The sequence below is a fragment of the Caenispirillum bisanense genome, from assembly GCF_039523075.1.
In the GTDB taxonomy this organism is placed as follows: domain Bacteria; phylum Pseudomonadota; class Alphaproteobacteria; order Rhodospirillales; family Rhodospirillaceae; genus Caenispirillum; species Caenispirillum bisanense.
On sequence record NZ_BAAAEP010000043.1, the window covers coordinates 29,503 to 44,937 of the forward strand.

The 15,435-nt window shown below is 72.0% G+C and carries 19 protein-coding genes; 9 read left to right on the forward strand and 10 right to left on the reverse strand.

Features of this window, described 5'->3' with window-relative positions; all coding sequences use genetic code 11:
* Nucleotides 1–4: 4 nt before the first annotated feature.
* Nucleotides 5–1,222, reverse strand: a complete 1,218-nt coding sequence (locus ABD056_RS16965) for a UbiH/UbiF/VisC/COQ6 family ubiquinone biosynthesis hydroxylase (protein ID WP_343868542.1) — start codon at nucleotides 1,220–1,222, stop codon at nucleotides 5–7.
* 281 nt (nucleotides 1,223–1,503) lie between these two features.
* Between ABD056_RS16965 and ABD056_RS16970 the strand changes: the two genes are divergently transcribed.
* Nucleotides 1,504–1,842, forward strand: a complete 339-nt coding sequence (locus tag ABD056_RS16970) for a P-II family nitrogen regulator (protein WP_343868544.1) — start codon at nucleotides 1,504–1,506, stop codon at nucleotides 1,840–1,842.
* A gap of 19 nt (nucleotides 1,843–1,861) precedes the next feature.
* Here ABD056_RS16970 and ABD056_RS16975 read toward each other — a convergent pair whose 3' ends face one another.
* On the reverse strand, nucleotides 1,862–2,374 hold the full coding sequence (locus ABD056_RS16975) for a peroxiredoxin-like family protein (RefSeq protein ID WP_343868546.1): 513 nt from the start codon (nucleotides 2,372–2,374) through the stop codon (nucleotides 1,862–1,864).
* Nucleotides 2,375–2,518: 144 nt separating this feature from the next.
* On the opposite strand from ABD056_RS16975, the gene ABD056_RS16980 reads away from it, so the two are divergent.
* Entirely contained in the window at nucleotides 2,519–2,800 is a 282-nt protein-coding gene (locus ABD056_RS16980) for a hypothetical protein (RefSeq protein ID WP_343868548.1), read from the forward strand.
* A gap of 10 nt (nucleotides 2,801–2,810) precedes the next feature.
* Here ABD056_RS16980 and ABD056_RS16985 read toward each other — a convergent pair whose 3' ends face one another.
* A complete protein-coding gene (locus ABD056_RS16985) occupies nucleotides 2,811–3,719 on the reverse strand; it encodes a LysR substrate-binding domain-containing protein (protein ID WP_343868551.1) in 909 nt (302 codons plus the stop codon).
* A gap of 207 nt (nucleotides 3,720–3,926) precedes the next feature.
* Here ABD056_RS16985 and ABD056_RS16990 point away from each other — a divergent pair, with 207 nt between their 5' ends.
* The 3 genes from ABD056_RS16990 (at nucleotide 3,927) to ABD056_RS17000 (ending at nucleotide 7,202) form a co-directional block, all read left to right on the forward strand.
* Entirely contained in the window at nucleotides 3,927–4,379 is a 453-nt protein-coding gene (locus ABD056_RS16990) for a GFA family protein (RefSeq protein ID WP_343868553.1), read from the forward strand.
* A 90-nt stretch (nucleotides 4,380–4,469) separates the two neighbouring features.
* A complete protein-coding gene (locus ABD056_RS16995; RefSeq protein ID WP_343868555.1) occupies nucleotides 4,470–5,999 on the forward strand; it encodes a YifB family Mg chelatase-like AAA ATPase in 1,530 nt (509 codons plus the stop codon).
* Between the two features lie 102 nt (nucleotides 6,000–6,101).
* Nucleotides 6,102–7,202, forward strand: a complete 1,101-nt coding sequence (locus ABD056_RS17000) for a patatin-like phospholipase family protein (RefSeq protein WP_343868557.1) — start codon at nucleotides 6,102–6,104, stop codon at nucleotides 7,200–7,202.
* On the opposite strand, the gene ABD056_RS17005 is transcribed toward ABD056_RS17000, so the two are convergent.
* On the reverse strand, nucleotides 7,172–8,134 hold the full coding sequence (locus ABD056_RS17005) for a LysR family transcriptional regulator (RefSeq protein WP_343868559.1): 963 nt from the start codon (nucleotides 8,132–8,134) through the stop codon (nucleotides 7,172–7,174). The genes ABD056_RS17000 and ABD056_RS17005 overlap by 31 nt on opposite strands.
* Before the next feature lie 107 nt (nucleotides 8,135–8,241).
* On the opposite strand from ABD056_RS17005, the gene ABD056_RS17010 reads away from it, so the two are divergent.
* Nucleotides 8,242–9,363, forward strand: coding sequence for an alkene reductase (locus tag ABD056_RS17010; protein WP_343868561.1), 1,122 nt, complete (start codon nucleotides 8,242–8,244; stop codon nucleotides 9,361–9,363).
* A 54-nt stretch (nucleotides 9,364–9,417) separates the two neighbouring features.
* Here the strand turns inward: ABD056_RS17010 and fabG are convergent, their stop codons facing one another.
* From fabG to ABD056_RS17030, 4 genes are all read right to left on the reverse strand, one after another.
* Entirely contained in the window at nucleotides 9,418–10,206 is a 789-nt protein-coding gene (fabG, locus tag ABD056_RS17015; RefSeq protein ID WP_343868563.1) for a 3-oxoacyl-ACP reductase FabG, read from the reverse strand.
* Nucleotides 10,207–10,303: 97 nt separating this feature from the next.
* On the reverse strand, nucleotides 10,304–10,960 hold the full coding sequence (locus ABD056_RS17020; protein WP_343868565.1) for a methyltransferase domain-containing protein: 657 nt from the start codon (nucleotides 10,958–10,960) through the stop codon (nucleotides 10,304–10,306).
* 17 nt (nucleotides 10,961–10,977) lie between these two features.
* A complete protein-coding gene (locus tag ABD056_RS17025; protein ID WP_343868567.1) occupies nucleotides 10,978–11,844 on the reverse strand; it encodes a fructosamine kinase family protein in 867 nt (288 codons plus the stop codon).
* 43 nt (nucleotides 11,845–11,887) lie between these two features.
* Nucleotides 11,888–12,361, reverse strand: a complete 474-nt coding sequence (locus ABD056_RS17030) for a low molecular weight protein-tyrosine-phosphatase (RefSeq protein WP_343868568.1) — start codon at nucleotides 12,359–12,361, stop codon at nucleotides 11,888–11,890.
* A gap of 88 nt (nucleotides 12,362–12,449) precedes the next feature.
* Between ABD056_RS17030 and cobB the strand changes: the two genes are divergently transcribed.
* From cobB to ABD056_RS17045, 3 genes are all read left to right on the forward strand, one after another.
* Nucleotides 12,450–13,175, forward strand: coding sequence for a Sir2 family NAD+-dependent deacetylase (cobB, locus tag ABD056_RS17035; RefSeq protein ID WP_343868569.1), 726 nt, complete (start codon nucleotides 12,450–12,452; stop codon nucleotides 13,173–13,175).
* A gap of 42 nt (nucleotides 13,176–13,217) precedes the next feature.
* Nucleotides 13,218–13,826 carry a uracil-DNA glycosylase family protein gene (locus tag ABD056_RS17040; RefSeq protein WP_343868571.1) on the forward strand — a complete coding sequence of 203 codons (609 nt, stop codon included), beginning with the start codon at nucleotides 13,218–13,220 and terminating at the stop codon, nucleotides 13,824–13,826.
* Between the two features lie 96 nt (nucleotides 13,827–13,922).
* Nucleotides 13,923–14,549: a 2OG-Fe(II) oxygenase gene (locus ABD056_RS17045; protein ID WP_343868573.1), complete on the forward strand. Its 627-nt coding sequence runs from the start codon at nucleotides 13,923–13,925 to the stop codon at nucleotides 14,547–14,549.
* A gap of 22 nt (nucleotides 14,550–14,571) precedes the next feature.
* On the opposite strand, the gene ABD056_RS17050 is transcribed toward ABD056_RS17045, so the two are convergent.
* Nucleotides 14,572–15,168 (reverse strand): exopolysaccharide biosynthesis protein, encoded by a 597-nt coding sequence (locus tag ABD056_RS17050; RefSeq protein WP_343868575.1) that lies wholly within the window; start codon nucleotides 15,166–15,168, stop codon nucleotides 14,572–14,574.
* A 59-nt stretch (nucleotides 15,169–15,227) separates the two neighbouring features.
* On the reverse strand, nucleotides 15,228–15,435 hold a 208-nt coding region (locus ABD056_RS17055; RefSeq protein WP_343868577.1), incomplete at its 5' end, for a thiamine phosphate synthase.

A 15,435-nucleotide genomic window follows, 5' to 3' on the forward strand; every position in this document is an offset into this window, starting at 1 on the left:
CGCCTTACAGCGCCTCGCCCCGCATCAGCCGCGGCAGGGTGCCGACCTGGCCCATGGCGTGGCGCATGAAGAACTTCTTGGCCGGGTCGATGCGGTTGACCACCGCCAGGCCGATGTCGCGGGCAATGCGGATCGGCGCGATGTCGTTGGAGAACAGCCGCACGATGGCGTCGGTGAGCCCCAGCATCAGCAGGTTGTCGAACCGCCGCAGGCGCTGGTAGTCGTCCAGCACCGTGGTGGTGCCGACATCGAGGCCGAGCCGGTGCGCCTCGACGATCTTTTCCGCCAGCACCGCCACGTCGCGCAGGCCGAAGTTCATGCCCTGGCCGGCCACCGGGTGCATGCCGTGGGCGGCATCGCCGATCAGCGCCAGCCGGCGGTCGGTGTAGCGGCGGGCGAATTGCAGGGTCAGCGGATAGCTGAACTTGCGGCTGACCACCTTCACCTCGCCGAGGAAATCGCCGAACCGCTTCATCAGCTCGGCCTGGAAGGTGGCGTCGTCCAGCGACATCAGCTCGTCCACCAGCGACCGCCGTTCCGTCCACACCAGCGACGAATGGTGGCCGCCGCGCAGGGGCAGGATGGCGAAGGGGCCGGCGGGTAGGAAGTGCTCGTGGGCGATGCCCTGGTGGTGACGCTCGTGCCACACCGTGAAGACGATGCCGTTCTGCTTGTAATCCCAGCCGTGGACCGGAATGCCCGCCGCCTCGCGGGTGGGGGAGCGGCGGCCGTCGGCGGCGACCACCAGCTTGGCGCGGATGATGCGGCCGTCCTCCAGCTCCGCCGTCACCCCGTCGGGGCCGCGGTCCAGGCTGGTGACCGAGTGGGGGGCGAGGTAGGTGGCGGCCGGCAGCTCGTCCAGCCGGCGGAACAGGGCGCGGCGCATGACCCGGTTCTCGCTCATGTAACCCAGCGGCTCGCCCTCTTCGAGAAGCTGGTAATGGTAGTGCAGGAACAGCAGGCTTTCGCCGTCGGCGACGCGAATCTGTTCAATCGGCTGCACGTCGTCGGCCATGTACTGCCACACGCCGGTGGCCGCCAGCACCTTCTGGCAGGCAAGGGCGATGGCGGAACAGCGGCCGTCGTAGCCTTCGTCCACCAGGGCCCTCTGCTCGTCGCGGTCGACCACGATGCAGGGCACGCCGTGGGAGGCCAGCGCGCAGGCCATGCTGCCGCCCACCAGTCCGCCGCCGATGATGAGGACGTCCGTCCGAAGCTCCATGGTCCGCTCCTGCCTGTGCGTGCCTGTGGTTGCCCGCGTGTACGGCGGGGATTTGAGCCCCGACCACCGGCTTTGTCCAGCCTTGCGGTGCGTCGGCAGGCGAGTGAATAAAAAATATGCGGAAATGCAGCCGTGCCTAAAAAATAAGCGGGCAAGGCGGCGGGGCCGGCCCGCCCGGCGCCCGTCGCTGCCGGGCGGCGGCTGGCACGCGGCTTGAACAGCGCTGCCCCATGGGCGACGCGGGTGCGGCGCCGGCTCCGACACAGACAAGGGGTTCCGCCATGAAGATGGTCACGGCCATCATCAAGCCGTTCCGGCTCGACGACGTGCGCGAGGCGCTGCTCGACCTCGGCCTGCTCGGCCTGACGGCGACGGAGGTGCGCGGCTTCGGCCGCCAGAAGGGGCAGACGGAAATCTACCGCGGCTCCGAGTACGAAGTCAGCTTCCTGCCCAAGGTGAAGATCGAGGTGGCGGTGGAGGACGACATCGTCGACAAGGTCATCGACGCCATTCGCGAGGCCGCCCACACCGGCAAGATCGGCGACGGCAAGATCTTCGTCACCGACGTGCTGCGCACGGTGCGCATCCGCACCGGCGAGGTGGATATGGACGCGGTGTGAGCCAGGCCCCGCGCCGGCCTCAGGCATCGCCGCGCGGCGGGTAGTCCTTTTCGGTGACGAAACGGATGGCCGACAGCACCTCGTCGACCGGCGGCCGGGCGAAGGGCATGGAGGCGACGCTGGCCATGTAGAGGGTGCCGTCCGGGCGCACCAGGAACAGGGCGGGCTCGCAGAACAGCGGCGGCTCGTCGTCCTTGATGGCGCGCGACAGGTAGAGGCCCCAGGCGCGGGCGTCCTCCTCCGTCAGGCCATAGGCCACCGGCAGGTCGCCCAGCTGCCAGTCGGCGCGGCTGCGTTCGGCGCGGTCGGCATCATCGCAGCTGACCGCCACCAGCTTGCAGCCGAGGGCGGTGAAGTCCTGCCAGCGGGCCGCCAGCTGCTGCAGGTAGGTCTTGCAGATGGGGCAGTGCAGGCCGCGGTAGAACACCACCACCGTGAAGCTCTGCGGTCGCTGGGCGGCGATGGTGAAACGGCCGCCGACGGACAGCGGCAGGTCGAGCGGCGGCACGGCCTGGGTGGGGGTCACGGTCATGGCGGCGGGGTCTCCGTCTGCGTCGGCGGCGCGGTGTCTGACAGGGGACGGTCGACACCGGTGCGCGGTTGCCGCCGGCAGGATGCGGCAGCCGGCGGCGGCGGTGGATCGTTTTGCAGGCGGACAGGCCGCAGGAGACCCGCCATGAGCCCCGATCCCGATCCCGACACCCAGGTCGACATCGTCGCCGAGCACGCCAGCTTCCGCCTCATCCGCGACCGCGCCAGCGGCCGCCATGCGGTGGTGGAGGCGCGCGACGGCAAGGTCTACTCCCTCAGCGCCGCCGACCGTGGCGGCGAGCCCGATTCGCCGGCCGGCATGGCCCGGCTGGTGGAACCCGACGGCTGGCGCGACGAGGCCCAGGCCCGCGCCGTCTTCGCCGAGATCACCGGCGGCGGCGAGCATCTGGCCCGCACCATCTGGTAGGGCGGCCGGCTCAGGCGCCGGCCTCGCCACCGCCCAGGCCGGCCCGCAGCCAGTCGGCGAACTCCCGCGCCGGCCGGCCGAGCGGGCGGGCGGCGGGGGTGACCAGCCAGTAGGTGCCGATGCGCACGGTCAGCGGCGACAGCGCCACCAGCCGGCCGGCCGCCAGCGCCTCCGCCCCCAGCACGGTGTCGAGCAGCACCGCCCCTTCGCCCCGTTCCGCCGCCAGCACCGCCAGCGTCAGGTCGTTGAGCAGCAGGGCGCCGCGATCGGGCGGCGGCGCCACCCCGGCCGCCTTCAGCCACAGGTGCCAGGGTTCGCGGCCGTCGTCGTGGATGAGCGGCAGGCGGGCGATGTCCGCCGCCGTCGCCGCCGGCCCCAGGGTCGCCGCCAGGGCCGGGGTGGCGGCCGGGAAGCACAGGGCATCGGCCAGCTTCTCGAACCGGCAGCCGTCGGCTTCCGGCCGGCGGTGGACCAGATGGCGCACCGCCACGTCCACCGGCCCGGCGGCGACGTCGGCCAGATGGGTGGCGGCGTCCACCACCACCTCCACCCCCGGCCGCGGCCGGCGGAAGGCGCCGAGGCGCGGCAGCAGCCACAGGCCGGCGAAGGCAGGGTCGACGCTCACCCGCAGCGACTCGCGCTCCGGCCGCCGCCGCACCGACTCCACCGCCGCCGCCATGCCGTCGAACAGCGGTGTCAGCGCCGCCCCCAGCCGGCGCCCCTCGTAGGTCGGCTCCAGCCGCCGCGCCCCGCGCACCACCAGTTCCACCCCCAGCGCCTGTTCGAGGTCGCGCAGGTGGCGGCTGACGGCGCCGTGGGTGACGCCCAGCTCCGCCGCCGCCCGCACGACGCCGCCATGGCGCACCGCCGCCTCCAGGGCACGCAGGGCGACCAGCGACGGCAGCGGCGGGTGGGGCATGGCGGCGTGATCCTGGCTCACATGACGGGCGAGATAAGGTGATTTCTCCGCAACGGTGGTCCGGCGTCAAGATGGCATCGGACACCCCCGGCCGGAGACGGAACATGCTCGACCAGACGAAATGGGCCTGGAGCAGCGCGCTCGATATCGCCATGCTGGGCCTGTTCCGCCGTTCGCCCGCCCCATCCCCCAGCGAAGGAGGCCCGCGTGCCTGCGACGACCAGCGAGACACCCCCTGCCCCCGACACCCTGGCCGGCGGCTGCCTGTGCGGCGCCGTGCGCTTTGAAGTGACCGGCCGACCGCTTTACTCCGACTGGTGCCACTGCCGCGAATGCCAGCGCTCCAGCGGCTCGGCCGGCATTCCCTGGGGCTGCTGGCCCGCCGAGTCGTTTCGCCTGACCGAGGGCCGGCCGCAGTGCTTCCCGTCGTCGTGGCGCGGCCACCGTTTCTTCTGCCCCCACTGCGGCGCCACCCTGCACATGACCGACCCGACGGACCCGTCCAACGTCGGCGTGCCGCTGACGGCGCTCGACGACCCCACCGCCGTCGCCCCCGGCTGCCACGAGTGGGTGAGCGAGCGCCCGGCGTGGGTGCGCCTGGACGACGGCCTGCCGCAGTACGACAAGGACGTGCCGCCGGAGGCGCGGCAACACCCCTAGCGCCGCCGCCCGCCATCCGGGGCTGATCATTGCCGCTGGCCCCTTCGCGTGCAGCGTGTAAACTCCCCCGCGTCTGACGCGAGGGGGAACATGGTCGCGCGCATCAACACGGTGGCCTTCCAGGGCATCGAGACGCTCGATATCGAGGTGCAGGTGTCGGTGGCGGGCGGGCTGCCGTCCTTTGCCCTGGTGGGGCTGCCGGACAAGGCGGTGGCCGAAAGCCGCGAACGGGTGCGCGCCGCCCTCACCGCCGTCGGCCTCGCCCTGCCGCCCAAGCGCATTACCATCAACCTCGCGCCCGCCGACCTGCAGAAGGAAGGCAGCCATTTCGACCTGCCCATCGCCTGCGCCCTGCTGGTCGCCATGGGCGTGCTGCCGGCGGAGGACATGGCGCAGTACACCGTGCTCGGCGAACTGGGGCTCGACGGCGGCCTCGCGCCGGTGGCCGGGGTGCTGCCGGCGGCCATCGCCGCCAATGCCGCCGATCGCGGCCTGATCTGCCCGGCGGCGCAGGGCGGCGAGGCGGCCTGGGCCGGCGGCCAGGGGGTGCTGGCGCCGCGCGGGCTGCTCGACCTCATCAATCACTTCAAGGGCTCGCAGCTGCTGCCGCGGCCGGAGGCGCGCATGGCCATGGACGGCCCGCCGCTACCCGATCTGGCCGACATCAAGGGGCAGGAGACGGCGCGGCGGGCGCTGGAGGTGGCGGCGGCCGGCGGCCACAACCTGCTGATGATCGGCCCGCCGGGCTCCGGCAAGTCCATGCTGGCCGCCCGCATGCCCGGCCTGCTGCCGCCCCTGACGGCGGAAGAGGCGCTGGAGGTGTCGATGATCCACTCCATCGCCGGGCAGCTGGACGGCGGCCGCCTGCTGCACCGCCGACCCTTCCGCGACCCGCATCATTCCGCCTCCGTTCCGGCCCTGGTGGGCGGCGGCCATCGCGCCCGGCCGGGGGAGATCAGCCTCGCCCACAACGGTGTGCTGTTCCTCGACGAGCTGCCGGAATTCGCCCGCGGCGCCCTGGAAGCCCTGCGCCAGCCGCTGGAGACGGGGCGGGCGGTGATCGCGCGCGCCAACGGCCATGTCGCCTATCCGGCCCGCTTCCAGCTGGTAGCGGCCATGAACCCGTGCCGCTGCGGGTACCTGGATGATCCGGCGCTGGCCTGCAACAAGGCGCCGCGCTGCGCCGGCGACTATCAGGCGCGGCTGTCGGGACCGTTGCTGGACCGTATCGACATCCATGTGGAGGTGCCGGCGGTGCCGCCCTTCGCCCTTGCCGCCGCGCCCGCCGGGGAGCCGACGGCGGTGGTGGCGGCGCGGGTGACGGCGGCGCGGGAGGAACAGCGCCGCCGCTACGCCCGCCTCAGCCCCGATCGCCCGGTGCGCTGCAACGCCGACGCCGACGGCCAGCTGCTGGAGCATGTGGCGGCCCCCGACGACGCCGGCCGCACCCTGCTGACCGAGGCGGCGCAGCGGCTGCACCTGTCGGCGCGCGGCTATCACCGCATCCTGCGCGTCGCCCGCACGCTGGCCGACCTCGCCGGCAGCGACTCCGTCCGCCGCCTCCACATCGCCGAAGCCCTCACCTACCGCCGCATTCTGCCGGGGCGGATCACCGCGTGAGAGTTTCGTGAAAGTCGGCGCTGCCATATTAGCAGCATCTTGCGAACTACTATATATGAGCGCATCATCCTTCAATCACATCCATCACGATTGGGGGGTGCCATGGCGATCATCCTGTCCATCGACGGCGGCGGCATTCGCGGCCTGATTCCGGCGCTGGTGCTTGAAGAGATCGAGAAGCGGCTGAATGCCAAGGTGAAGGGACTCACCACCGACTTTGAGTATTCGGCGCTCGTCCAGAAAGCGGGCGCCGGGCTGCCCCCCGTGCCGTTGGCGCGCGCGTTTGATCTGATCGCCGGCACCTCCACCGGCGGCATCATCGCCGCCGGCCTGACGTGCCCGAAGCCGGGCAAGGACTCGGTGCCGGCCATGACGGCCGCCGACCTCGTCCGCCTGTACGAGACCGAAGGCCCGGAGATCTTCCCGCCTCACATCTTCCGCCGCATCATCGGCATGGTGGACGAGTCCTACAGCGAGAAGCCGCTGGAGACCAAGCTGAAGCGGTACCTGGGGGACGGCAAGTTGTCGCAGGCCCACGGCGCCGTCCTGATCACCGCCTACGACATCGAGGCGCGCCGCACGGTGTTCATGAAAGGCGCCGGCCCGCGGCAACACCCGAAGCCCCGCCCCTACTCCGACTACTATTTCCGCGATGCTGCCCGCGGCACTTCGGCCGCGCCGACCTTCTTCGAGCCGGAACCGGTGACCGACCTGACGAAAAACGAGGTGCGGATCCTGATCGATGGCGGCGTGTTCAACAACGACCCGGCCATGTCGGCTTACGTGGAGGCCCTGAAGCTGGGGTACCCGGAGGAAGAGATCGTCATCGTCTCGCTGGGCACCGGGGTCGCCAACACGTCCTACGAGTACGACAAGGTGCGGAGCTGGGGGCCGCTGTCGTGGGTGTCGCCGCTGCTCGACAAGCCGATCATCTCCATCATGATGCAGGGGCAGGCCGACGTGACCGGCAATCACCTGAAGGAACTGCTGAACGACTCGGGCAAGGAGGACCGATACATCCGGCTGGATCCCGAACTCAAGGGTAAAGCCAGCGATGCCATGGACAATGCCAGTCCGAAGAACCTGAAGCGGCTGCGAAGTGTCGCCGAGGAGCTGATCAAGGCGGAGAGCAAGACCATTGATCGCATCGTCGGCCTGATCGCCGCGAATGCTCAGAAACTGGCGGGCGCCCCGGCCACATGAAGCCGTCCGCCGCCAACCCGTGAGTTACCCTCCCCATCCGCCAGCGCCGCGAAGCGGGTTACCAGGCGGTCGCGCAGGGCGGCGACGCGCATGGGTTCCAGGCGCTGCGGCGGGGAGACCAGCATCAGCGGCAGGGGCGGCGGCGACCAGTCTTCCAGCACCTTCACCAGCCGGCCGGCGCGCACGTCGTCGACCACGTCGACGCAGATCTTGGTGGTGAGCCCGGCACCCGCCACCGCCCACTGGCGGGTCTGGGCGCCGTTGTTGCAGACCAGCGCCGGGCGCACCCGCACCACCAGCGGCTCGCCGTCGCGCTGGAAGCTCCATTCGTCCACCAGCCGGTCGCCGGAGCGGCGGACGATGCAGCGGTGGCGGGCGAGGTCGGGCGGGCTTTCCGGCCGGCCGGCCCGCTCCAGATAGGCCGGCGCCGCCACCACCACCGGACGGGTGGCGGCCAGCCGCCGGGCCCGCAACCCGCTGTCGGCGAGGGAGCCGCCGCGGATGGCCAGGTCCACCCCCGCCGCCACCAGATCGACCATGGCGTCGGTCAGGTCCAGGTCCACCACCACCTGCGGATGATCGCGCTGGAAGTCCTCCAGCAGCGGCGCCACGTGCTGCATGCCGAGGTCGAAGGGGGCGGTGACGCGGATCAGCCCGGCCAGCGGCGCGCCGCCGCCGCGCACCGCATCGGCCAGGCTCTCCCACTCCCCCACCAGCCGTTCGCTGGCGGCCATGAAGCGGCGGCCTTCCTCGGTCAGTGACAGGGATCGGGTGGTGCGCAGGAACAGGCGCACGCCCAGATGCTCCTCCGCCGCCTTCAGGCGGGCGCTGATGGTGGCCGGCGACAGCTTGGTCTCGCGCGCCACCGCCGCCATGCGGCCGACCTCGGCAATGCGGCGGAGCAGGCGGATATCCTCCAGGGCGAGGCTCATTGTTCAGCGGCTCCGAACAGTGTTTTCGGTTTACCCGGCATTCTCTATCCGCACGATACACACCATCCTTCTGCCCACCTAGACCCTTTCCGCAAAGGCAGACTGCCATGAGCCGCACCGACGACATCCTGTTCCGGCCCCATCGCCTGGGTGCCCTGGACCTCAAGAACCGCATCGCCATGGCGCCGATGACCCGCTCCCGCGCCGCCCAGCCGGGCAACGTGGCGACCGAGCTGACCGCCACCTACTACGCCCAGCGCAGCGGCGCCGGGCTGCTGATCAGCGAGGGCACGCAGGTGTCGCCGGTCGGCCAGGGCTATGCCTTCACCCCCGGCATCCACTCGGCGGAGCAGACCGCCGGCTGGCGGCGGGTGACCGAGGCGGTGCACGCCAGCGGCGGCCGCATCTTCGCCCAGCTGTGGCACGTCGGGCGGGTGAGCCATCCGCTGCTGCACGGCCAGCAGCCGGTGGCGCCGTCGGCGGTGGCGGCGGCGGGCGCCAAGGCCTTCGTCGTCGATGGCGGCGGCATCGGCATGGTGGATACGCCCACCCCCCGCGCCCTGACCACCGACGAGGTGCGCGGCGTGGTGGAGGAGTTCGCCCAGGCCGCCCGCAACGCCCGCGACGCCGGCTTCGACGGCGTCGAGCTGCACGCGGCCAACGGCTACCTGATCGAGCAGTTCCTGCGGTCGGAGAGCAACCGGCGCGACGACGCCTACGGCGGCAGCGTCGACAACCGCCTGCGCTTCCTGGCCGAGGTGACCGAGGCGGTGGCCGGCGTGTTCGGCGCCGACAAGGTGGGCGTGCGCATCTCCCCGTTCCTGGAGCTGAATGGCATCCACGACGACGACCCGCACGGCCTGTTCCTGGCGGTGGCGCGGCTGCTGGACGGCCTGGGTGTTGCCTACATCCACACCAGCGAATCGAGCCCGATGGAACTGCCGCCGGGTCACGACCCGGTGCCGGCCGGTTTCCGCACGGCGCTGCGCGAGGCCTATCGCGGCACCATCATGGTGGCCGGCGGGTATGACGGGGCCCGTGCCCGCGCCATCCTGGAGTCGGGCCTTGCCGACATGGTCGCCTTCGGCCGCCCCTACATCAGCAACCCCGACCTCGACGCCCGTCTGGCCGCTGGCCTGCCGCTGACGGAGCCGGACCGCGCCACCTTCTACGGCGGCGGTGCCCAGGGCTACACCGACTACCCGCCGCTCACCCAGGCGGCGGAGTAAGGCGTGACGGAGCGGGTGCCGGCCATCGGGTCGGCGCCCGCCTCCGCGTCAGCCTCAGCCGTTCTCCATCTCCTCCAGCGCCATCATCGATTCGGGCAGCACCTGGCCGCCGTCCACCACCAGCCCCTGGCCGGTGATGTAGGCGGCTTCGTCGCTGGCGAAGAACAGGGCGGCGTTGGCGATGTCGTCGGGCGTGCCCAGCCGGCGCTGGGGGATGGAGGCGGTCATCTTCGCCAGATAGTCGGCGCCCAGCCCCTCCAGCCCCTCGGTCATGATGTTGCCGGGCTGCACCGCGTTGATGGTGATGCCGAAGGGCGCCAGCTCGATGGCGGCGGTGCGCACGAAGCCCATCTGCCCGGCCTTGCTGGCGCCGTAGTGGGCCCAGCCGGGGTAGCCGGTGATCGGCCCGGTGATGGACGAGGTGACGACGATGCGGCCGCGCCGCTGCGCCTTCATGATCGGCAGGCAGGCGGAGACCGACAGGAAGGTGCCCTTCAGGTTAGTGGCGATGACGCGGTCGAAGTCGGCCGCCGTCATGGTGCCGAGCCGGGCGGCCGGGAAGATGCCGGCATTGGCGCACAGGATGTCGATGCCGCCGAAGGTATTGCAGCAGGCCGTCGCCATGGCGTCGCAGGCGGCGGGGTCGCTGACGTCGGCGGCGAAGGGCAGGGCGGTGCCGCCGGCGGCGGTGATAGACTCGGCGACGGCGGCGGCTTCCGCTTCTTCCAGCGCCACCACCAGCACCTTGCAGCCGACGGCGCCGAAGCGGCGGGCGATGCCGCGGCCGATGCCGCGTCCGCCGCCGGTCACGATCACGGAACGTCCGCTGAGGGAGGTGAACATGGGGGCCTCCTGCGTGCGTGGACCTGCCTTCAGTCTAGCCCCCGCCGCCGGCACCGGGCGAGCCGATCCGGCGCATGGGAGCCCTGCGGCCGGCCGCCTACCAGCGCACCAGCAGGGTCCAGTCGCCGGGCAGGTAGCCGGTGAGCAGGGTGGTGTCGCGGCCGTCGGCCTCCAGCGCCGCCCGGAAGGGCTCCGGCCGGGTGTAGAACATCAGGCGGTCGGGGCGCGGGTGGTCGGGCGACAGCATGTTGAAGGCCATGCCGCGGCGGTTCATGGCGGCGAAGGCGCGCAGGTGGGCGATGACGGCGGCCGTCCACTCCAGGGCATCGCCGCCGGCCAGCACGTTGAAGGTGCCGGAGGCGAACCCGTAGTCGGCCTCGCGGGTGGCGTGGTCCGACTCGATGAACTCCGCCCGGTGGTCGGGCACGGCGGCGCGGGCGGCGGCGACCATGGCGGCGGTCATGTCATAGCCGGTGTAGGCGGCGATGCGCAGGTGCGGCAGCCGCAGCAGGAAGGGGAACAGGGCGCCGTAGCCGCAGCCGAGGTCGTTCACCGTCACCGCCGCGCCGGCCGGCTCCCCCTCCATCACCCGCACCAGCTGGGCGAAGCGCAGCAGCTGGCCGCGCCGGTCGCGCCAGCCGACGCCCTTGGCCTGCGGCCCGTGGCGCTTCACCGCCAGGGTATAGAGCCACTGGATGCGGGCGAGGCGCTCGGCCTCGGTTTCGGTGTCGTCGTCGCTCTCCGCCCCGCCCATGCCCGGCTCCGCCGCCGTCAGCCCAGGTAACGGTCGAGGATGCGCTCCACCGACCCGACGTAGGAACCGCCGAACAGCCGCACATGCACCAGCAGCGGATAGAGGTTGTAGAGGTCGCGCCGTTCCTCCATGAACCCCGGCGCCAGCGGCCGCAGCTCGGCATAGCGGCGGAAGAAGGCATCGCCGAAGGTGCCGAACAGGGTGGTGAAGGCCAGCTCGATCTCCGGGTCGGCGTAGTAGATGGCGGGGTCGACGAAGGCGGCGATGCCGTGCTCGCCGCACAGCACGTTGCCGGTCCACAGGTCGCCGTGGATCAGGCTGGGCCGCTCCGGCTCCAGCAGCCAGCGGTCGAGCCGCCCGGCCAGGGTTTCCACCCGGCTGCGGCAGGCGGCGGGCAGGCGGCCGGCGCGATGGGCCTCGGCGGCCATGGCGAGCAGGCGGTGGTCGCGGAAGAACGGCAGCCAGCGGTCGCTCGGCGGGTTGGGCTGCGGCAGGCCGCCGATCAGGGTGTCGCGCTCCAGCCCGAAGGTGGGGGCGGTGATGCCGTGCAGGGCGGCGATCAGCTCCGCCGCCTGCTGCTGGCAGACCGAGGTGACCGCGCCGCTGCCGCTGCACGCCACCCAGGTCATCAGCAGGAAGCCGGGCTCGGCCAGCAGCACCCGCGGCACCGGCAGGCTGGACTGTTCCGCCAGATAGCGCAGCATCCAGCCTTCGATGTCGAGCCCGCCGCCATCGTCGTCGGCCAGCTTCACCACCACCGCCGAGCCGTCGGACAGGTCGGCGCGCAGCACGTCGCCGACGCAGCCGCCGGCCAGCGCCCGCAGCGCCTTCACCGGCTGCCCCGTTACGGCAGCGATACGATCCTCCACCGGATGTCTGGACATGGCCGCCACCTCCTTTCCTGATGTGGGAGCGGCCCAGGGCTGGTTACAGCCGGGTCGTCCGAATGTGATGCAGCAGCCCTTCCGAGGCTGCTTCCACCATGTCGAGCACGTCGTCGAAGCCGCGCCCGTCGCCGTAGTAGGGGTCGGGCACCTCGCTGTGATAGAGGCCGTCGGCGTAGGACAGGAACAGCGCCACCTCGGCCCGGCCGTCGGGCGGTGCCATGCGGGTCAGCGACCGCAGGTGGCCGTGGTCCATGGCAAGGATGATGTCGAAGGTGTGGAAGTCGTCGGCCGTCACCCGCCGCGCCCGCAGGTCGGAAATGTCCACCCCGCGCGCCCGCGCCGCCTGGACCGAGCGCGGATCGGGCGGCTCGCCGACGTGATAGCCGGTGGTGCCCGCCGAGTCGGTGCCGATGCGGTCGGCCAGACCGGCCCGCGCCACCAGATCGCGGAACACGCCTTCCGCCGTGGGTGACCGGCAGATGTTGCCGGTGCAGACGAACAGGACCTTGATCACGAGCCGCTCTCCCCCTGTACCTTTGCCGCACCCCTCTGCCTGGATTACCATGCCGGCCCCAGCAACGGAAAGACCGGAGCCACCCGCCATGTCCGCCGTGCATCCCTCCATCGTGGTCCTGACCGGGGCCGGGATCTCCAAGGAATCGGGCCTCGACACCTTCCGCTGCGAAGGCGGCATCTGGAGCCAGGTGAATCTGGAGGACGTGGCAACGCCGGAAGGCTTCCACCGCGACCCGGTGCTGGTCCACCGCTTCTACAACGACCGCCGCCGCCAGCTGGTGGAAAGCGACGTCCAGCCCAACGCCGCCCACCACGCCCTGGCCCGCCTGGAACGGGACTGGCCGGGCGAGGTGCTGATCGTCACCCAGAACATCGACGACCTGCACGAACGGGCCGGCAGCCAGAACCTCATCCACATGCACGGCGAACTGCTGAAGGTGCGCTGCGACGCCTGCCATGCCGTCCATGCCTGGCGCGAGGACCTGGCCACCGTCACCCCCTGCCCGCACTGCGGCCACGTCGGCGCCATGCGGCCGCATGTGGTGTGGTTCGGCGAGATGCCGCTGGAGATGGAGCGCATCTATCAGGCGCTGGCGGACTGCGCCCTGTTCATGTCCATCGGCACCTCGGGCAACGTCTATCCGGCGGCCGGCTTCGTCCATGCGGTGCTCGACCAGGGCGACGGCCGCACGGTGGAGCTGAACCTGGAGCCGAGCCAGGGCGCCAGCCTGTTCGAGGAACAGGTCTACGGCCCCGCCACCGCCGTGGTGCCGGCCTATGTGGAGCGGCTGCTGAAGGACGGCATCGGCTGACGCCTCTTCCGCCGCTGCCGTTGCCGCCCTATGTGGCGGCCCATGACCGCTTCCACTGCCTCCGCCGCAAGCCTTGAGGCCCTGATGGCCGAGGCGCGCGCCTGCACCCGCTGCGCCGACGTGCTGCCGCTGGGGCCGCGCCCGACCTTCCGCGCCTCCACCACCGCCCGGCTGCTGATCGTCGGGCAGGCGCCGGGGACGCGGGTGCATGAAACCGGCATCCCGTGGAACGACCGCTCCGGCGACCGCCTGCGCGACTGGCTGCAGCTGGACCGCGACACCTTCTACGACCCCGGCCGCATCGCCATCGTGCCCATGGGCTTCTGCTACCCCGGCCGCGACCGCCACGGCGGCGACAACCCGCCGCGGCGGGAATGCGCGCCGCTGTGGCAGGCCCGCTTCCGCGCCGCCATGCCGCAGGTGGAACTGACCCTGCTGATCGGCAGCCACGCCCAGACGTGGTGGCTGGGCGCACTCCGCCAGGGCCGTTCCATGACCGAAACGGTGGCCGACTGGCGCTCCATGCCGGCCGGCTTCCTGCCCCTGCCGCACCCCAGCTGGCGCAACACCGCCTGGCTGCGGCGCCACCCGTGGTTCGAGGCCGAGGTGCTGCCGGAGCTGCGCCGGCGGGTCCATGCGCTGATGGACTGAGGCGGGCGGCCGCCGCGGCGGCGTGAAGTCACTCGCCTTTTGCGGCGAACCTGCTACACCAGCCGTTCCTTTCCGTATCCTGTCCACGGAGCCGCGATGGAGCGTGTCTTTGCGTGGGGCACGGCCTCAGGGGCCGACCCCGCCCCCTCGATCCTGCCCGGCGGGTTCGAGCCCCGGTCCTGGACCCACAGGACCGTCTTCACCGCCGAGGAATGCGACGCCATCGTCGCCCTGCGGCAGCGCCGCGCCGCCGCCGACGGCGGGCTGGTGAACGGCGTCGCCACCGATGCGGTGCGGCGCTCCAGCATCATCTGGCTGGCCGACGACGACCCGGAGGTGGCGTGGATCTCCGCCCGCCTGACCCGCGCCGTCGCCGACATCAACCGCGATGCCTTCGGCTTCACCCTCAGCGGGTTCGACGAACAGATCCAACTGACCGAATACACCGCCGGCAACCTGGGCTTCTACGACTGGCATTCCGATGTCGGCGGCCGTGGCATCCCGCGCAGCCGCAAGCTGACCCTGACCGTGCAACTGACCGACCCCGCCGACTACGAGGGCGGGGCGCTGGAGCTGAACTTCAACGGCACGCCGGTGGAAGCGCCGCGCGAGCGGGGCACCGGCATCTCCTTCCCCAGCTACACCCTGCACCGGGTGGCGCCGGTCACCGCCGGGGTGCGCCATTCGCTGGTGGTGTGGACGCACGGGCCGCACTTCGTCTGACGCGGCCCGGGGGGCGGCAGCCTCAGGCCACCGCCGCCGCCAGCCCGCCGGCGCCCCACAGGATGGCGATAAAGGCGCCGGTGGTGGCGAGGCTGACCGCCCAGCCGGCCAGGATGCCGATGCCGTCGCGCATCACCAGCCCCAGGCTGAGGGCGACGATGGACAGGCCGGGGGCGGAGTTGCCGAAGGGGATGGGCAGCGCCAGCAGCACCCCCATGGTCACCAGCAGCAGGCCGCTCAGCACCGCGAAGGGACCGCGGCTGAGGGCCGGCAGGCGGGGGCGGAGCAGCCGCTCCATCCGCCGCAGGGTGGGCACCGCCCGCCGCAGCACCGCATCCAGCGCCCGCCGCGGCACGTGGCGGCGGCGCAGGAAGCGCGGCAGCGCCGGGGCGGTGGCGCCGAACATCATCTGCATGGTCAGGATCACCACCAGCGAGCCGAACAGCAGCCCGGTCGGCAGGCCCGGCGACGGCACCGCGCCGAACAGGCCGAACACCAGGATGGTCAGCGGCAGCGAGCGGTCGGCCAGGTGACTGTTCATTTCCCCCAGGGTCGGCCCCTGCGGGCCGCCGGTGCGGCGCAGGCGCGACAGGGTGAGGGTAAGGCTGCGAGCTGGCATGGTGGATGGTGCTCCTGTCTCTCCAACGTCGGCGGCACCGGCCCGGCTGCCGCCTTGTCCTAAGGGATGCCGGCCGTTCCGGCGGCGTGGCCGAGGCGGCGGGCGGTGGCGGCCGTCACCCCGCCCAGCGCCACCACCGGCAGCCGCGCCGCCCCGGCCCACAGCGAGAACCGCCATGGGCCGAGGGTGGCGGCGCCGGGGTGGCTGCGGGTCGGGAACACCGGCGACAACAGCGCCGCATCGGCCCCCAGCACCGCCGCCCCCGGC